This window comes from Novosphingobium aeonii, assembly GCF_052279045.1.
GTDB lineage: Bacteria > Pseudomonadota > Alphaproteobacteria > Sphingomonadales > Sphingomonadaceae > Novosphingobium.
On record NZ_CP176833.1, the window covers coordinates 608,957 to 625,157 of the forward strand.

Here is a 16,201-nt window from a genome sequence, read left to right on the forward strand (position 1 = left end):
CGGGGTTTTCCTCACCCCCCGATGAATATAATTTTCAGCGGGTAGCTGTTATGCGGATCATGTCCGGCGCTGCCGTGATCTCTACGGGCAAAAGAACTTCCAGCGAGCGCGCGAAAGCCTCCGGATCGCCGACGCGGTAGACGCCGCTCAGGCGCAGGTTGGCTGCGCGAGGATCTGCGACGACCAGTTCGCGACGGCTATAGCGGTTCATTTCCGCCACGGCCTGCGCCACGGTTTCGTCGCGAAATGCCAGTCGCCCGCTCTGCCACGCCAGCAAGTCGTCAATCTCGGGACGGTCGAGGTTGTCCCGCCGACCCGGTTCCATGGCGATGCGATGTCCCGCCGAGAGCTCGACACGGGCATCGACCGACTGCACCTGCGCGCTGCCCTGAATCGCGGTGATCAGCACGACATCGTCGTCCCGGCGCAAGTCCAGCCTGCCCGATTGCGCGACGACGCTTCTGTCGCCCGCCTCGATGACGAAGGGCCGCACATCCCGTGCGATCTCGACGTCTACGCGGCCCGATGCCAGCGTCAACAGGCGCCGAGAATTACTCGCCGTGAAGCGCACCCGGGTGTTCGTGTCGAGCATTATGCGCGTATTATCGTCCAGCACGAAGCGCCGCTGCTCGCCGACTGCGGTCTCGTACACACCCGCAAGGGCCTGCTGCCAGCCTAGGCCCAGCCCGCAAGTCAGGGCCAGACCGGCTCCGCCCGCAAGGACCGCGCGCCGGGACATGCGGTCCGGCTGACGCAAGCGCGCAGGCCGAGGATCGTCGCGAAGACCGCCAACCGCGTCCCAGATCGTGGACGCATTCTCGAATGCGGGGGGGTGTGACGGATCAGCCTTCAGCCACGCATGGAATGCCGCCTCGTCCCGGGAGGATCGGTCATCCGCGTGCAGTCGAGCCAGCCAGTCCGCCGCCTGCCGGTTCAAATTCTCCGGCTTGCTGCGGAAGATCACGTCACCAATTCTCCATCCACTCGGCCAGATGCACCATCGCCTTGGCAATATGCTTTTCTACGGCGCTTTGGCTGATGCCGAGTTCCTCGGCGATCTCACGATATTTACGGCCGTCCAGTCGATACATCAAGAAAATCTGCCGCGTACGCGGGCTAAGCGCTTCGACCCCGACGCGCAACCGGTCGAGCCGCTCGCGAGCGATGAGCACCTCATCCTGCAGTGGATGGTTGTCTGCAACCGCAGCAACATCGGGACACCACACGAGAGTTTCCCCTGCCCGTTGTTCGCGTCGATAAGCATCGATACCTCGGCTCGTCGCAGCGCGGGCGAGTAGTGCATCGGCATTCCGAGCGAGGGTCGAGCCGGTGGTGACGTTGACCCATGCGTCGTGAAGCAGATCCTCAGCGTCGTCACGCCGCGTCATGCGAGCGACCTGATCCCGCAATCGTGCCCAACTGAACGCCGAGCCCGGAGCGCACTTCGGTGCATTCGAAAACCCCATCGGCGGCACTTAGAAAAACCAAAATGCGATTTGATGACACATCCAAGTCCATAGCATGACGCTTAAGCGCAACGACGCGGCATCCGATTGCGGGTGCTTGCATGGCTTGCCATTGCAGTCGGATATGTAGCCCGGCCTACGCCCTCATACGAGATTCCGCTCCCCCGATGGAGCTTGCCGGTGCGGGTCCTGACCCTAGGCTCTGTCGGCAATCTGGCGGTCGGCGACAAGCGAAGCATCGATGAGATTGCGGCCGGTCTGAGCAGCCGCCTCTGCGGTCATCGTCACCGCTACGCCATTGGGGCCGTCGAGCATGACGAGGCCGTCCTCGGCGATGGCAATTCCGGGGTCGGACCGCGGCTGCGGCGGGTTGGGAGATGATGGTGCGGTCATGGAACGGCTTCCGTGGTTGCAGGGGGGAGGGGCGTATCGTCGATGTAGAGATAGGATGGATCGAACTGCCCTCGGGCGGCCAAACGTGCAGGATCGGGTATTTCCACAAGGGAGGAACGGAACACGCACAGACCCTCTTCGCGCATCTGGCGCAGGACCCGGTTGACGTGGATATTGGTAAGGCCGCAGATTTCGGCGAGGTCGGTCTGGGTCAGGCCCAGCGCGAAACGATGCCCATCGCTGAGCCCGGCCGACACAAGGCGAACGTTGATTTCGCACAGGAAGTGAGCCACCCGCCCCATTGCATCGAGCCTGCCGAGGCGGAACAGCCACGCCCTGTGTATCGCAGCATCGATGAGCGTCGAGAACCACAGTTTGCGGGCCAGTTGCGGGCACTCGGCAATGATGGCGTCCAAGTGGGCATGCGGCACGATCGCTACGGTCGCCGCAGTCATCGTGGCCACGTCGTGGTCGAGAACCTTCAACGGATAGGCATGAAGGTCAACGAAGTCGCCCGGTACGTGAACGGCTACCAGTTGCCGCAGGCCCTGGCGATCGTCGATGTAGCGTGACAGGATTCCTTCGATCAGCAGAGTGCTGTCATTCAGATCTTGCCCGGCCCGAACCACGATCTTGCGCGGTTCAATCGTCCTGACTTCCGTTATCGAAGCTTCCAGCCTTGCGCGCTCTTCGGGCGAGAGGCTGACACCCCGTTTGTATCGCAGGAAGCGGTCGGTGAACACGGCTTGGTCCTTCAAAACGGTATAGGAGACGGGCTCTCTTCCGGCATAACCTCCCGCGGGGGAGCGCGTTGCAAGGCTGCGGACCGAAACGTGCTGATGCAGGTTAATATCCGGCCGGCCGGCGCAACTGAACGGTCATGGCTACTGTTACCTTCGGACTAGTCCCATCCAATGCCGCATTCGCGTGCCGCCCTCAGGCCGGTCAGGCGCTGCCGCATGACCTTTGATCTGGAGGAATGCCCCATGGCCAAGAAGCCAGCGAACCCGCATGCTCGATCGTCCGACACGCTGACCCCGACCGATCTGTCCGGGGCCGATGTGGGCGGCGAATCCCCGAACAAGGCATCTCCGGTGCCAGCCGACGCCGAGATATCACTGGCTTACGCAGAACCCCAAAAAGCAGGCGGCGAAACACATCAGGAGGCCGGCGGCGAAGTGCCCACGCTGACCACCCAGCAGGGCATCCCGGTCGCGGACGACCAGAACAGCCTGAAGCAGGGCGCGCGGGGGCCGACGCTGCTGGAGGACTTCCATTTTCGCGAGAAGATCTTCCATTTCGATCACGAACGCATACCCGAACGTGTGGTTCATGCGCGCGGATATGGCGCGCACGGGTTTTTCGAACTGACCGACAGCCTGTCGGACGTCAGCCGCGCCGACGTTTTCCAGCGGGTGGGCGAGCGTACGCCTGCCTTCGTGCGCTTTTCCACGGTCGCGGGTTCCAAGGGTTCCTTCGATCTCGCCCGCGACGTGCGCGGTTTCGCGGTCAAGCTCTATACCCAGGAAGGCAACTGGGACCTCGTGGGCAACAATATCCCGGTGTTCTTCATCCAGGATGCCATCAAGTTTCCCGACCTGATCCATGCCGCCAAGCCCGAGCCCGACCGTGCCTTCCCGCAAGCCCAGACCGCGCACGACAACTTCTGGGACTTCGTCAGCCTGACGCCGGAAAGCTTCCACATGCTCATGTGGACCATGTCCGACCGCGCCATCCCCCGTTCGTTCCGCACGATGGAGGGTTTCGGCGTCCACACTTTCCGGCTGTTGGACGCCGAGGGTAACTCCACTTTCGTCAAGTTCCACTGGAAGCCCAAGCAAGGCCTTCAGTCTGTGGTGTGGAACGAGGCCGTGAAGATCAACGGCGCCGATCCCGACTTTCACCGCCGCGACTTGTGGGAGGCGATCAGTTCCGGGGACTTTCCCGAATGGGAACTGGGCGTCCAACTGTTCGACGATGCCTTTGCCGACAGCTTCGACTTCGACGTGCTCGATGCAACCAAGCTGATTCCCGAGGAACTTGTGCCGATCCGCGTAGTGGGTCGGCTGGTCCTCGACCGCGTGGTCGACAACTTCTTCGCCGAGACCGAACAGGTTGCCTTCTGCACGCAGAACGTGCCGCCGGGCATCGACTTCTCAAACGATCCTCTGCTGCAGGGCCGCAACTTCTCGTACCTCGACACGCAGATAAAGCGGCTGGGCGGTCCCAATTTCACGCACATTCCCATCAATGCGCCCAAGTGTCCGATGCACCATTTCCAGCAGGACGGGCACATGGCGATGCAGAACCCCAAGGGGCGGGCAAATTACGAGCCCAACAGTTGGGGCGCAACGCTTGGCGGGCCGCGTGAGGATCCGGTACGCGGCTTCACCAGCTATGCGGAGGAAGCAGACGGCCCCAAGCAGCGTGTGAGGTCCGAAAGCTTTGCCGATCACTACAGCCAGGCCCGCCAGTTCTTCGTGAGCCAGATGCCGATCGAGCAGAAGCACATTGGCGACGCGCTGGTGTTCGAGCTTTCGAAGGTGGAGCGGCCCGACATCCGCTCGCGCACGGTTTCGCATCTGCTCAATATCGATCCCGGCCTCGCCGCAACCGTAGCGGATGGCCTGGGCATCGCGCTGCCAGATGCCGCCGTCGCGGCGCGAGAGCCGATAACCGACCTGCCTGCCTCGGCCGCGCTCAGCATCGTCAGGAACGCCCCCGACAGTTTCAAGGGGCGCAAGCTGGGGATACTGCTCAGCGAGGGCGCCGATGCGGCGATCTTCAAGGCGCTGCTGGCGGCCGTGGAAGCGGAAGGGGCCGTTTACGAGGTTATCGCTCCCAGGATCGCGGGCGTCACCCTGTCCGACGGCACGACGGTGGCTGCAAAGCAGAAGATCGATGGCGGCCCTTCGGTGCTGTTCGATGCCGTGGCGATCGTGGTGTCCGAAGCCGGGGCCGCGCTGCTGGCACTGGATGCGGCGGCGAAGGATTTCGTCACCGATGCCTTCGCGCATTGCAAGTTCATCGGCTTCACGCCCGAGGCGGACACGATCTTCGTCAAGGCCGGGATTGCCGATGACCTCGACGATGCCTGTCTTGAACTCGAACATGTCGAAGATGCGAATGCCTTCGTGGTCGCCTGCCGCGAACTGCGCCATTGGCCGCGCGAACTGGAGGTCGACCTGGATGCACGGCCCTCGGCTTGATCTCCCGGTCTTCGGCAATCTTCACCCCGGGGGCGGCACCGCGCCGTCGCCGGGCAATGGCCGGGCCGTTCTCCCGCCTCTGAAGATCGGTATCATCGCGCATCTGCGCTACCCGATCGTGGAGCCTTTCGCAGGCGGGCTGGAGATGCATACGCATCTTCTCGCTCGCGCCTTGAGGGGGCGGGGGCATGCGGTAACGGTGTTCGCCTCGGCACATTCGGAGCCGGACCTCGGGCTTGAGGCGATCTGCACCGAAACGGCGTTAGCCAATGTCGGCAAGGCCGAAGCGAAGGACATCGGCTTCTTCCGCGAACACCACGCCTATCTCAGCCTGATGAGCGAGTTGCGCCGGCGCGATTTTGACGTGATTCACAACAACTCGCTGCACTACCTGCCGGTGACGCTGGCCGATACGCTCGAAGTGCCGATGGTAACCACCTTGCACACGCCGCCCTTCTGCTGGCTGGAAAGCGGCGTGCGGTTGTGCGCGGGTGATGACCATGCATTTGTCGCCGTGTCGCAGTCGGTGGCAGAGCAATGGGAGCATGTCGCGAAGGCGGACGAGGTGATCCTGAACGGCATCGACATCGACAAGTTCGCTTTCCATCCCCGTTCCGACCAAGCGGGCTACCTGGTTTGGTACGGCCGAATCGTCCCGGAAAAGGGGCTGCATTTCGCCATCGAGGCGGCGCGTCTGATCGGCCTGCCGCTGCGTATAGCCGGGCCGATCCTGGACCCGGACTATTACCGCGCGAGAATTGCGCCGGAACTGGGCCCTGATACCCTGCACGTGGGGCATCTGGATCATACCGAACTGGCACGGCTGGTCGGGGGAGCCCGCGCGTTTCTGTTCACCCCGATGTGGGACGAGCCTTATGGTCTGGTCGTGGCAGAGGCGTTGGCCTGCGGGGTGCCGGTCGCGGCATTTGCGCGCGGGGCGGTTCCGGAAATTCTCGACGCAAGTTGCGGTGTCCTGGCCATCCCTGACGACGTGGCGTCGCTTGCAGCCGCGGGGCGTGAGGCGCTCACGCTTGATCGGCGCGCTTGCCGCAGGCGGGCGGAACGCATGTGCGATGCGGGCCGCATGGTCGATGAATACGAAGCATTGTACCGTAAAGGCATCGAACGGGCCGCTGCTCGCAATATGCGCCTCGATGTCCCATCCACAGTTCCCGCAAGGAAGTCGCAAGTCGCCGCCCGTGGCGAGCGGCATGGCTGATCTGGATATCTGCGTGTGCGTGCCCGCGCGCAACGAGGCGGGACGCCTGCCTACCCTGCTTGCGGCGCTTGCAGCACAGACCTGGCAGCGACCGATACCCGTGGCGATTGCGGTCAACAATACGAACGACGGCAGTCTTGCGGTGATCGAGCAGGCTCGTGTGCGTTATGCCGGACGGCTGCTCCTGCACGTCGAAAACGTGACCTTCGGCCCCGGTCAGGCCCACGCCGGCTCCGCGCGGCGCCTGGCGATGGACACTGGTCTTGCCCTGCTTCCGGCCCGTGAGCGCGGCGTGCTGGTCAGCACCGATGCCGATACCCGGCCACCTCCCCAATGGCTGGAGGCGATCGCCAGTGCCGTTAACCGCGGCGCGGATATCGTGGGGGGGCGGATCGAGATCGAGCAGGACGAACCTCTCCCCGAATCCGTGGTGCGCCTGCGTGCGGCGTGGGACCGCTATTGGCACGAGGTCCGCGCCATCGAGGATGCCGAAGACCCGGTGCCTTGGGATCCGGCGCCCCGCCACGGCGACCATACCGGTGCGTCCCTGGCCATCCGGGCATCGCTCTATGAACCGTGCGGAGGCGTGCCGTTGCTGCCTGCAGGCGAAGACGTTGCCCTCTTGAACGCCGCATTGGCACAAGGAGCGCGCCTTGCCCATCCGGCGGAGGTCTTCACTCATGTTTCCCCGCGCCGCGATGGTCGGGCTGAAGGCGGGATGGCGGCGGCCATGCAGATCTTGTTCGACCAGGCTGCGAGCGGTGTGCTCCCCCGAGCGCCCGCACTGCATCACTGGCACGACCGCGCCGTGTGGCGCCGCACGCTGCGTGCTCGCCCCGGGGGGCACGCCTTGATCGCCCAGCAGGAGCCTTCGCTCGCGCCGATGCCGCATGACATGGTGCTGGAGATGGGGGAATGACCGCCCGTCCCATCGGCTACTACGTGCATCATCACGGAGCCGGACACCGAGCGCGTGCAGAGGCGATTGCGGCAAAGCTCGAATGGCCCCTGGTCCTGATAGGGACGGGAATCGGGGCGTCAGGGATAGACCTGCCAGACGACCGCCCCGCATCTGGCCGCTTCGATGGGCGGGATGAGGCAATCGGCCGGCCAGCAGCGCTTCACTACGCCCCGCTGGACCATGCAGGCGTGCGTACACGCGTGGCGCGTATCGCGGCCTGGATTGCGGACCAGCAGCCTGCGCTGATGGTTGTCGACGTCTCGGTCGAAGTGGCTATGCTGACGCGTCTGGCCTCGGTTCCCACCATTTGCCTGCGGCTGAATGGGGAGCGTAACGACGGTCCGCACCTGGAAGCGTTTCGGAGCGCGGCGGCCATTCTGGCGCCGTTCCACGAAGCTCTCGATACGCCCGCCACCCCACCCTGGGTGCGCGACAAAACCCGATATTTCCCGGGGATCACCGCGGCCCCCGCCGCCGAACCGGCGGTGGACAACCGGGTGCTGGCGGTCTTCGGTCGGGGCGGTGCTCCGGGTGACGGCGAACGTCTGGCGGCAGCTGCGCGCGCGTGCCCCGAGTGGGATTGGCGGGTCATCGGACCGGCCTCCTTCCCTGCGAACATTCCGTCGAACCTCGAATTCGCAGGATGGGTCGAAGCGCCGGAATGCGAGATCGCCCGTGCTGCCGTGGTCGTCGGCGGGGCAGGTGATGGCCTGGTCTGCGCGGTAATGGCTGCAGACCGACCCTTCGTGTGTGTTCCCGAAGAACGCCCGTTCGCAGAGCAATGGGCCACGGCGGATGGTCTGAACGCGATGGGCGCGGCGATCGTCCTTCCGGATTGGCCACATGGCGAGCAATGGCCGGCGCTGCTCGGCCATGCGCTGGCCCTGTCCTCACAGGTGCGTCGCGGTCTGCACGATGCGAATGGTGCGCAGAAGGCGGCGGCGTGGCTGACGACGCTCGCGCTCGGCGCGACGATTTGCCGGGAGCATGCCGCATGATGTCATCCGCACTTGCAAAGGTGAGTGCCGCTAGTCCCGTGGAACGGGCAGGGGGGATCGCCTCGCGTCTAGCCGATCTGGGCACGGGCTACGATGCGGCCCCGGCTTTTCCCGCCGAAAGCATCCGCTGCCTTGTATCGGCGGGGCTGCACTGCGATTTCGCTCCCCCGGCGAGCGGCGGCCTGACTTTTCCGAACGCCGTGGATCGCCAGTTTGCACTGATGAATGTGCTGCGCATCGTCGGGCGGGCGGATCTTAGCCTTGGGCGGCTCTATGAGGGGCACGTCAACGCGCTCGCACTGTTCGGGTGGTACGGATCGGCTCGGCAGCACGCTCGCCTGCGGCGCGACCTGGAACATGGTGCCTTCTACGGTGTGTGGGCCACCGAGCCGCAACCCGGCGTTTCCATCGCCTTCCGCGATGGCGATTCATATGCGCTCAAGGGCAGCAAGTGCTTCGCCAGCGGGGCAGGCGGCCTCGCCAATGCGATCGTGACCGCACAGGCTCCCGGCAGCGCGCTGCGGCAACTTGTGATTGTACCTGCCGACGATCCGGCCCGTGCCGACGTGTCGCAATGGCGCGTGCGGGGCATGCGGGCGACCATCAGCGGGCTCTACGATCTTGCGGGCGTCGTCGTGGGGGAACCGGATCTGCTGGGCAGTGCCGGAGACTACGAGCGCGAGCCGCATTTTACGACAGGCGCCTGGCGTTTCACTGCCGTGCAACTGGGCGGCATGGAAGCCCTGTTGGCCGAGACACGGCTCGCCATGACGGAGACCGCGCGGGGCGATCCCCTGCAGCGGGGCAGGTTTGCCGATGCCGTGGCGGCGGTGCGTACGGCATACCTCTGGGTGCGTGAATGCGCCTTGCGTGCGGCGCGCGAGGATGAGGACGGCCCGGCGTTCGTCAGGATGACCCGCGGGGTCGTCGAGCGGGCCGCTTTCGACATGATGGAACTGGCGGCACGAATCGTCGGCACGCGCAGCGCCATGGAGGGGCAAAGGATCGACAAGATCACCCGCGACCTGTCGCTCTACCTGCGGCAGGCGGGGCCTGACCATGCCCGAGACCAGGCCGCGCTGGCCTGGCTGGATCAGGACGTCTGGGGCGACCAGGACACCTTGTGGTGAGCGCGCTGCTATCCGCGCAGCCTTGGCGGCGCCAGCGATGGCTGGTTCTGGCGCCGCACCCCGACGACGAGACTTTGGGCGTCGGCGCGCTCATTGCCCAGACGGCAGGCGATGGCCGGCTAGCGGGTGTGGTCTATCTTACCGATGGGTCAGGTTCGCACGGTGCCGACGGCACGCCCAAGCAGCGGCTCGTGTCCGCGCGCAAACGCGAAGCCGCCCATGCCCTCTTCCGTCTTGTCCGCAGGCGAAGCCGCGACCCGCTCCATCTGGGCTGGAAGGATGCTGCCCCCGCCGCACCGGAAGACCGGGCTTTTCTGCGCTCGGCTCGCAAGTTGGCAGCGCTCTGCATGCGGTTGAGGGTCGATGCCGTTGCCGTGACGGCGTTGCACGAAACCCATTGCGACCATGCCGCCGCGGCACGGCTGGCCTACGCGGCACAGGCCATGGCGAAGCGTAACCTGCTCGTGGCCGAATATACTGTCTGGGCCGATGCGCCCGGTGCGCAATCCTTCCGCGCCGTGCGCACGGAAGCGATGTTGCCGGGCCGGCGGCGCCATGCTTTGCGTGCGCATCGCAGTCAACTCACCGCTTCGCACGGTCCGGGCTTCCGGCTTCCCGCCGAGCGGCAGCGGATGTCTGATCGCGATACGCTGTATGTGCGGAGATAAGGATGACACGTCCAAAGGCCAGCCTTGGCCGCGACTATTTCGAAAGCATGTTCCAGGGTGACGAAGACCCGTGGGGCCTCGAAAACAGCCCGTACGAACAAGCGAAGTACAATCACACCCTTAGCGCACTGGCAGGGCGGGTCTATGCGCAGGGCTTGGAGGTCGGTTGCGCCAAGGGCGTTCTCACCAGCAGGCTGGCCATGCAGTGCGGGTCACTGCTGGCAATCGACGTCAGCGGCACCGCCCTCATGGCTGCAAGCGCCCGTTGCGCGCCTTACGGACATGTCGCCTTCGCCGAAATGGCTTTCCCGCATCAGGCGCCTGTCCACGCTTTCGATCTCGTGGTCCTGTCGGAGGTCGTCTACTACTGGGAGGACCGGGACATCCGGCGCAGCGCCGAATGGATCAGGCTTCATCTGGAAATCGGCGGTGACCTGCTGTTGGTCCATTGGACGGGCGAGACCGATTACCCGCAAAGCGGCGACGATGCCGTGGCCAAGCTGCAAGATGCGCTTCCGGCGGCGATGGACGTGATCGCCGCGGAGCGATGCCCGAATTACCGGCTGGACCTGTGGCGCCGCCGCGCAGCATGAGCCTGAGCGTGCTCACCATAGTGAGGAACCGTCCGGGCCATCTGGTGCAACTGGTCAAGGGACTTCAGCGCAGCAGTGTCCTTCCGGACGAACTGATCGTGGTCGACATGGGGAGCGACTCTCCGGTTGTCTTGGAGGACCTGCCATTTCCCGCGCGTGTCGTGTGGATGGACGGCGGCCGGCTTCCTCTTGCAGCTGCTCGCAATGCCGCAGCCAGGTCGGCCAGTGGCGATCATCTGCTGTTTCTCGATGTCGATTGCATTCCCATGCGCGGGCTGATCCGCGCCGTGCAAGGCGTTCTGGCTTCGCACAATGCCCTTGTCTGCGCGCAAGTGCTCTATCTTGGTCCGGACGAGGCGCGCGCCGAATGGGACGAGCAGGATCTCTTCAAGCGCGCGGCGCCTCATCCGGCGCGCAGCTTTCCCGGGCAGGGGGTGCGCAGTGAGGATAATGCGGGACTCTTATGGTCTCTGGTCTTCGGGATTACGCGGCAGCGCTTCTTCGCGCTGGGTGGTTTCGACGAGGAATTCGTCGGCTACGGCGCCGAAGATACCGACTTCGGGTTTCGGGCGAAGGCCGCCGGGGTGCCGCTCCTGTTCATGGGTGGGCCCGGCGCGTTCCATCAATTCCATCAGACTTTCGATCCGCCGCTGCAGCATCTCGAAGATATCGTCAGCAACGCCGGCACGTTCCATCGGCGCTGGGGCATATGGCCGATGGAGGGGTGGCTGAAGGCGTTCGCCGAAATGGGTCTGGTCGCCTTGAGTGAAGACGCCATCACTCTCCTTCGTCCAGCGAGTTGCGACGAATTGGCGCAGGCAGACAGCTCCCGGCGTTCCCACTGAGCGGGCCGGACCGGCGAGGCAGACCTCGCCGGTCCGTTGTTTCAGCGCTCCATCGAATGCTTGATGTCGCGCATTTCGTCATGGCCGGATTTCACCGAGGCATAACAGGTCTCGATCAGCCGAAGGATTTCGGGCGACAGTTCGCGGTCTCCCAGGGCATCTTCGTATTTGGCTTTGATATGATCTTCGCCTGCCTCGACTTCGTTGATGATCGCCTTGTCATCCTGGCCCGTCATGGTCGACTTGAGGTTCAGGAACATGCGATGTGCCCCGGCCAGGACAGTACCGTCGTCCTCCGCCTTGCCGCCCAGCCGGGTTACTTCCTGCTGCAGGCGCGACGCTACTTCCCGTCGTTCGCTGGCACGGCTCGTGAATAGCGAGCCGAAGCGACCACTCTGGCTGTCCTTGGCCGCTTCGGTGTAACCGTCGACGCTGTCGATCGTGGTTGCGATCAAGCTGTTGAGGGTCGAAATATCGTGGCTGGTATCGGGCATCGTCGTTCCTATCGAAAAGTTGGCAGCCCGAACGAAAAATCTCCGGGACGAGGTATCAACGGCGCGAGGTCGACAAAGGCCCTGGGAACACTGCGATACTAATCTGGATCAATCGGATTTTTCCGAAAGTTGGTCGTCGGAGCGGCGCAGCCGGATTGCAATCCCATCATCTCGATCCACGTATTGTGCAGTGCAGCAAATCAAGGATGGGTTTTGCTCCGTCCACGTTCTCTCCACTTGCACAAGGAATTCTGCGATGCGCAATATTTCCGATACGATCGCCCGGCTCAGCGCCTTTCGAGAACATGCGCTGTCCCAAGTGCCTTCGGAAAGCAGGGGGCGGCTCAGGGCCAAGGAGGATTTTGGCTCGAACCCGGGCGATCTTCGGGCCTACACCTACATTCCCGAAAATCTTCCGGCGCAGGCACCGCTCGTCGTCGTCCTTCATGGATGTACCCAGTCCGCAGCAGGGTACGACATCGGGTCCGGCTGGTCGGAAATGGCGGATCGTTATGGATTTGCGCTCCTGTTCCCCGAACAGCAGCGGCAGAATAATCCCAACCTCTGCTTCAACTGGTTCTCACCCGGCGACAGCCGTCGCAATTGCGGCGAGGCACTCTCGATCCGCCAGATGATCCAGGCCTTCGAAAGCGATCATCCGATCGACACCGGCCGAGTGTTCGTCACAGGTCTGTCGGCGGGGGGCGCCATGGCAGCGGTGATGCTCGCGACCTATCCCGAGGTATTTGCCGGCGGAGCCATCATTGCCGGGCTGGCCTACGGCTGCGCTGCATCGGTCCCCCAGGCTTTCGACCGAATGCGCGGCCATGCCATTCCGGAAACGGGGAAACTGGCCTCGCTCGCTCGCGGTGCCTCTGAATGCAACGGACCCTGGCCCTCGGTTTCGGTCTGGCAAGGCAGCGCCGATGCCACCGTCAGCGCGTGCAATGCAGATGCCATCCTCGGCCAATGGGGGGCGCTTCACGAGGTCGGTCCGCATCCCGATCGCATTGAGAACATCGGTGGGCACCAAAGGCGCGTCTGGTGCGACGCCGATGGGCGGGAGGTGATGGAGGCTTACTCGATAGCCGGAATGGCACATGGCACGCCTCTGGATACTTCAGGTGAAAACGGATGCGGGAAGAGCGGCGCTTTTATGTTGGAGGCGGGCATTTCCTCAACGGACCGAATTTGCATGTTCTGGGGCCTTGCCGACGACAGGACGCGGGGCATATTCGCACCTGCGGCAGGGCCAACCTTATCCGAAAGCCGGGATCTGGCGCGGTCTCGTTCCTTGAGCAAAGCCGGCAGTACTGGCGCGGTCCCCATCTACCCCGCGCCACTCCCGCATCCGGCAAACAACAAACAGGGCGCCGTGCGCAAGGTGATCGAGGATGCATTGCGCGCTGCCGGATTGATGCCTTGACGCTGCCGGCCGCTGTTCAGCTTTGGCAAAACCATCGGAATGATGCTTGTGCCAAAGTAGTCGTTTGACGGCGGAACCGGCCGCAGTGGCAATCAAGGCTCGTCGCCGGCCTCCTCTACGTTCCGCAGGGCGAACCGGCTTCCGGCGGCTGTGACGGTGACAGGTTCGATGCCGTTTTCCCGCAGCAGAGCGGCAATGGCGATTGCTCTGCGCTGGATGAGCGAGGGGTGTTCCGGGATATCCGCCGGCAGGCCCGGAACACCGAGCCTGCGCACGTTCCAGCGCCGCGCGGCCCATGCGGTGACCAGCACGCCTTCCCGCGCCGGGGCGTCCAGCGTGTCGTCGGTTCCGGTGAATCCGATCGGCGGGTAGGCTATGCGCGGCGGGGTGAGCACCACGTCCCACCCGTCCGCCTGCGCGGCGGCGCGGCGTTCAAGCGTACGGTAAGTGGCGAGCGAAGCGCCGGGCAGGGGCTCGGCAATCGCCATGGCGCGGTGATGATCGCGGTCGACGGTCACGCTGTCAGGTGCGATGCCTGCGGTGAGGGCCAGCATCTGGGATAGTCCGGTGATCCGCTGGGTCTCGATCGCGGCGGCGTCGCCTGCCTGGCGCATCTCTTCGCGCTGTGCTTCGATCGGGCCGGCGCCTGCTTCCAGCAGCACCTGGTCCAGCCGCAGCCTCAGCGGCCGTCCCAGCTTTGCCGTCAGGTCGCTCTGGAGCGCGGCATTACGCTGCATCCTGTCGCGCGGGGTGATGACGACGGCCCGCACCACCACCGGGTCGGCATCGAAGTCCATGTCGAGCTGGGCCACGCGGGCATCGGCGCCGAAGCGCTCGGACAGGAAGGAGCGGGTCTGGTTCAGGGTCACCGCCTCTCCTGCGATCTGCTTGAGCGAGATGCCCAGCGGAATGGCCATGGCGACGAAGACGAACAGCAGCACGAACGTCTGCGTCCAGCTTTGCTGGCTGCTGAGGTGATGCCCGAAGCCGTAGAAACGCGCCATCACCGTGGCGGAAAGCGCGATGGTCACGAAGTTCGTTACGAACAGCGCGAAGGCCCCGCCCAGCACCGGCATGTTCCAGGTGGCGAGCCCGTAGCCCACGACCGCCAGCGGCGGCATCAGCGCGGTGGCGATGGCAACGCCGACGATGGTGTCCCCGCGGCCGCGGATGATGGCGAAAGTCCCGGCCAGCGCCGCGAACAGGGCCACGGCAAGATCGAACAGGTTGGGCCGGGTACGGGCGATGATCTCGCTGGTCGGCGCCTGCAGCGGAGAGATCGCGACGATCAGCGCCGTAAAGACCACTGCGGTGACGGCACCCACCGCCAATGCCGTCAGCGAGCGGCGCATCTCGGCGAAATCGAAGAGAACAAGGCTGAAGCCAAGCCCGAGGATCGGGCTCATCAGCGGAGAAATCAGCATTGCGCCGATCACCACCGCCGGAGACGACAGCAGCAGGCCGAGCACGGCGATGCCCGCCGACATCATCACCATGAATGCATATCGCGGGGACCACCCGCTATCTTCGGTTATGCGGGCCATCACCGCTTCGTGATCGACCCGGCCGACGACGGAGCGCCGCCACCAGCGATAGAGCGCTATCTGCTCAAAGCGCTCCCGCAGCATGACATGCCTGTCCCAACTTGCTGACTGATCCACCCCCTGCATCCTCCCCTCTTGGCTCAGCTACACCAGGCAAGAACCCTTGATGTGCGATCCGGTTTCGCTGCCGCTGACCATCGCTGCGCGCGGCCCGAATACGCGCCTCGTGCACCGGGTTACCAGGGGTTCGTGCAGCACGTTCTGACACAGGCGATGCCCTTGAGAAAGCGGGCATCGCCAACATCGCTCTCGGGGATTGCTGCAATGTCGCACTTATGACACGCGCCGATGGACCTAGCCGATGTGCTCAAGATGGCCGCGAGCCTGCCCGGCATGCAGGCAGTGAGCCTCGGCACGATCGGCACCGCGCTGCCCGGGCATTCTACCTTGACGATCAGGGCGATGTCGCAGCCGCAACTACCGGCCCATCGACACGCCGCTTCGATGGGCCCCGTCCTGCGCTGCCAGGCATGGCCTTCAGCAAGAAGGCATATGTTCCCTCATTTCGGGTGGATTTCCTTGATCCTGCTGCCCCTGAGGCTGACGCCCGCCATCAATCCCTCCTGGCTGAAGACGAAGGCGTAGATCGCCTTGTTCAGGCTGGCCGTATCGAGCGAAGCCGCTGCACCCTTGTCGATAAGGGCGATGCCGGTATCCGAGCCGGCATCCCAGTTCGTGCCGTCCGAGACCTCAGCCAGTTTCTGGTCGCTCATGATGAACAGGGCATAGCCAAATCCCTGAGCGCCGATCTGGAATCCTACTGAGGCGCTTGAAATATTGAAGAATTTCGTGGCCTTGCCGTTCTTGAGCAGCACGCCGTCGCCGGATGCTCCCGCAATCACCAGCCCGCCCTTGATGATGTGGGGAAAGATCATGATGCCCTTGGCGCGCTTGCCGACGGCCGCCGCCTTGGGATTGGAGGCATAGAGTTCTTGCAGGGCGGCTCGCGATTTCGCCTCGATATCCGATGCCGATGATCTTGCAAGAACCGGGGCCGGAATGGTCAGGGCCAGCATGACTGCCACTGCACTGCGAACTGCCAGGCGACGCGTGATTTGCTGATAAGCTATCCTCATGGTTCGTCCCTTTTCCACAAAACTCGGTTAAACCCGCAGGAGCACGGAAGGCGGTTTTGCATGCTCGATGTCGATTACAGGCACCGACACTCCTCATGCCGCATGTGTGCAAGGTGACT

At 64.2% G+C, this 16,201-nt stretch carries 16 protein-coding genes; 9 read left to right on the top strand and 7 right to left on the bottom strand.

Annotated features, from left to right (window positions below):
- Window positions 1-34: 34 nt before the first annotated feature.
- The 4 genes from ACLIMP_RS18415 to ACLIMP_RS18430 form a co-directional block, all read right to left on the bottom strand.
- On the bottom strand, window positions 35-964 hold the full coding sequence (locus ACLIMP_RS18415) for a FecR family protein (RefSeq protein ID WP_443478772.1): 930 nt from the start codon (window positions 962-964) through the stop codon (window positions 35-37).
- Window position 965: 1 nt separating this feature from the next.
- Window positions 966-1,388 (bottom strand): RNA polymerase sigma factor, encoded by a 423-nt coding sequence (locus ACLIMP_RS18420; protein ID WP_231635590.1) that lies wholly within the window; start codon window positions 1,386-1,388, stop codon window positions 966-968.
- Window positions 1,389-1,661: 273 nt separating this feature from the next.
- The gene (locus ACLIMP_RS18425; protein WP_054435541.1) at window positions 1,662-1,859 is read right to left on the bottom strand and encodes a hypothetical protein; all 198 of its coding nucleotides are present in this window, start codon (window positions 1,857-1,859) and stop codon (window positions 1,662-1,664) included.
- A complete protein-coding gene (locus ACLIMP_RS18430) occupies window positions 1,856-2,602 on the bottom strand; it encodes a Crp/Fnr family transcriptional regulator (protein ID WP_185999498.1) in 747 nt (248 codons plus the stop codon). The genes ACLIMP_RS18425 and ACLIMP_RS18430 overlap by 4 nt, the downstream gene beginning before the upstream one ends.
- Before the next feature lie 243 nt (window positions 2,603-2,845).
- Between ACLIMP_RS18430 and ACLIMP_RS18435 the strand changes: the two genes are divergently transcribed.
- From ACLIMP_RS18435 to ACLIMP_RS18470, 8 genes are all read left to right on the top strand, one after another.
- The gene (locus tag ACLIMP_RS18435) at window positions 2,846-5,068 is read left to right on the top strand and encodes a catalase (RefSeq protein ID WP_443478773.1); all 2,223 of its coding nucleotides are present in this window, start codon (window positions 2,846-2,848) and stop codon (window positions 5,066-5,068) included.
- A 79-nt stretch (window positions 5,069-5,147) separates the two neighbouring features.
- Window positions 5,148-6,287 (top strand): glycosyltransferase, encoded by a 1,140-nt coding sequence (locus ACLIMP_RS18440; protein WP_443478904.1) that lies wholly within the window; start codon window positions 5,148-5,150, stop codon window positions 6,285-6,287.
- Window positions 6,280-7,206: a glycosyltransferase gene (locus ACLIMP_RS18445; protein ID WP_443478774.1), complete on the top strand. Its 927-nt coding sequence runs from the start codon at window positions 6,280-6,282 to the stop codon at window positions 7,204-7,206. Before ACLIMP_RS18440 ends, ACLIMP_RS18445 begins: the two co-directional genes overlap by 8 nt.
- Entirely contained in the window at window positions 7,203-8,246 is a 1,044-nt protein-coding gene (locus ACLIMP_RS18450; protein ID WP_443478775.1) for a glycosyltransferase, read from the top strand. The genes ACLIMP_RS18445 and ACLIMP_RS18450 overlap by 4 nt, the downstream gene beginning before the upstream one ends.
- Window positions 8,243-9,376, top strand: a complete 1,134-nt coding sequence (locus tag ACLIMP_RS18455) for an acyl-CoA dehydrogenase family protein (protein WP_443478776.1) — start codon at window positions 8,243-8,245, stop codon at window positions 9,374-9,376. The genes ACLIMP_RS18450 and ACLIMP_RS18455 overlap by 4 nt, the downstream gene beginning before the upstream one ends.
- Window positions 9,373-10,044, top strand: a complete 672-nt coding sequence (locus ACLIMP_RS18460; RefSeq protein WP_292635961.1) for a PIG-L deacetylase family protein — start codon at window positions 9,373-9,375, stop codon at window positions 10,042-10,044. The genes ACLIMP_RS18455 and ACLIMP_RS18460 overlap by 4 nt, the downstream gene beginning before the upstream one ends.
- Before the next feature lie 2 nt (window positions 10,045-10,046).
- Window positions 10,047-10,637 (top strand): SAM-dependent methyltransferase, encoded by a 591-nt coding sequence (locus tag ACLIMP_RS18465; RefSeq protein ID WP_443478777.1) that lies wholly within the window; start codon window positions 10,047-10,049, stop codon window positions 10,635-10,637.
- Window positions 10,634-11,482, top strand: coding sequence for a glycosyltransferase family 2 protein (locus ACLIMP_RS18470; RefSeq protein WP_443478778.1), 849 nt, complete (start codon window positions 10,634-10,636; stop codon window positions 11,480-11,482). Before ACLIMP_RS18465 ends, ACLIMP_RS18470 begins: the two co-directional genes overlap by 4 nt.
- Before the next feature lie 41 nt (window positions 11,483-11,523).
- Here ACLIMP_RS18470 and ACLIMP_RS18475 read toward each other — a convergent pair whose 3' ends face one another.
- Window positions 11,524-11,976, bottom strand: a complete 453-nt coding sequence (locus ACLIMP_RS18475) for a PA2169 family four-helix-bundle protein (protein WP_054435547.1) — start codon at window positions 11,974-11,976, stop codon at window positions 11,524-11,526.
- Between the two features lie 256 nt (window positions 11,977-12,232).
- Between ACLIMP_RS18475 and ACLIMP_RS18480 the strand changes: the two genes are divergently transcribed.
- A complete protein-coding gene (locus ACLIMP_RS18480; RefSeq protein ID WP_443478779.1) occupies window positions 12,233-13,402 on the top strand; it encodes an extracellular catalytic domain type 1 short-chain-length polyhydroxyalkanoate depolymerase in 1,170 nt (389 codons plus the stop codon).
- Between the two features lie 92 nt (window positions 13,403-13,494).
- Here the strand turns inward: ACLIMP_RS18480 and ACLIMP_RS18485 are convergent, their stop codons facing one another.
- On the bottom strand, window positions 13,495-15,072 hold the full coding sequence (locus ACLIMP_RS18485) for a DUF389 domain-containing protein (protein WP_443478780.1): 1,578 nt from the start codon (window positions 15,070-15,072) through the stop codon (window positions 13,495-13,497).
- A gap of 434 nt (window positions 15,073-15,506) precedes the next feature.
- Entirely contained in the window at window positions 15,507-16,082 is a 576-nt protein-coding gene (locus tag ACLIMP_RS18490) for a lipid-binding SYLF domain-containing protein (RefSeq protein WP_185999507.1), read from the bottom strand.
- Window positions 16,083-16,201 lie beyond the last annotated feature (119 nt).

Bases quoted from the DNA above. Each gene is read 5' to 3' on its own strand.
- ACLIMP_RS18425 (WP_054435541.1), bottom strand. From the start codon at position 1,859: ATGACCGCACCATCATCTCCCAACCCGCCGCAGCCGCGGTCCGACCCC.
- ACLIMP_RS18465 (WP_443478777.1), top strand. From the start codon at position 10,047: ATGACACGTCCAAAGGCCAGCCTTGGCCGCGACTATTTCGAAAGCATG.
- ACLIMP_RS18420 (WP_231635590.1), bottom strand. From the start codon at position 1,388: ATGACGCGGCGTGACGACGCTGAGGATCTGCTTCACGACGCATGGGTC.
- ACLIMP_RS18475 (WP_054435547.1), bottom strand. From the start codon at position 11,976: ATGCCCGATACCAGCCACGATATTTCGACCCTCAACAGCTTGATCGCA.
- ACLIMP_RS18470 (WP_443478778.1), top strand. From the start codon at position 10,634: ATGAGCCTGAGCGTGCTCACCATAGTGAGGAACCGTCCGGGCCATCTG.
- ACLIMP_RS18490 (WP_185999507.1), bottom strand. From the start codon at position 16,082: ATGAGGATAGCTTATCAGCAAATCACGCGTCGCCTGGCAGTTCGCAGT.
- ACLIMP_RS18450 (WP_443478775.1), top strand. From the start codon at position 7,203: ATGACCGCCCGTCCCATCGGCTACTACGTGCATCATCACGGAGCCGGA.
- ACLIMP_RS18435 (WP_443478773.1), top strand. From the start codon at position 2,846: ATGGCCAAGAAGCCAGCGAACCCGCATGCTCGATCGTCCGACACGCTG.
- ACLIMP_RS18480 (WP_443478779.1), top strand. From the start codon at position 12,233: ATGCGCAATATTTCCGATACGATCGCCCGGCTCAGCGCCTTTCGAGAA.
- ACLIMP_RS18445 (WP_443478774.1), top strand. From the start codon at position 6,280: ATGGCTGATCTGGATATCTGCGTGTGCGTGCCCGCGCGCAACGAGGCG.
- ACLIMP_RS18455 (WP_443478776.1), top strand. From the start codon at position 8,243: ATGATGTCATCCGCACTTGCAAAGGTGAGTGCCGCTAGTCCCGTGGAA.
- ACLIMP_RS18485 (WP_443478780.1), bottom strand. From the start codon at position 15,072: ATGCAGGGGGTGGATCAGTCAGCAAGTTGGGACAGGCATGTCATGCTG.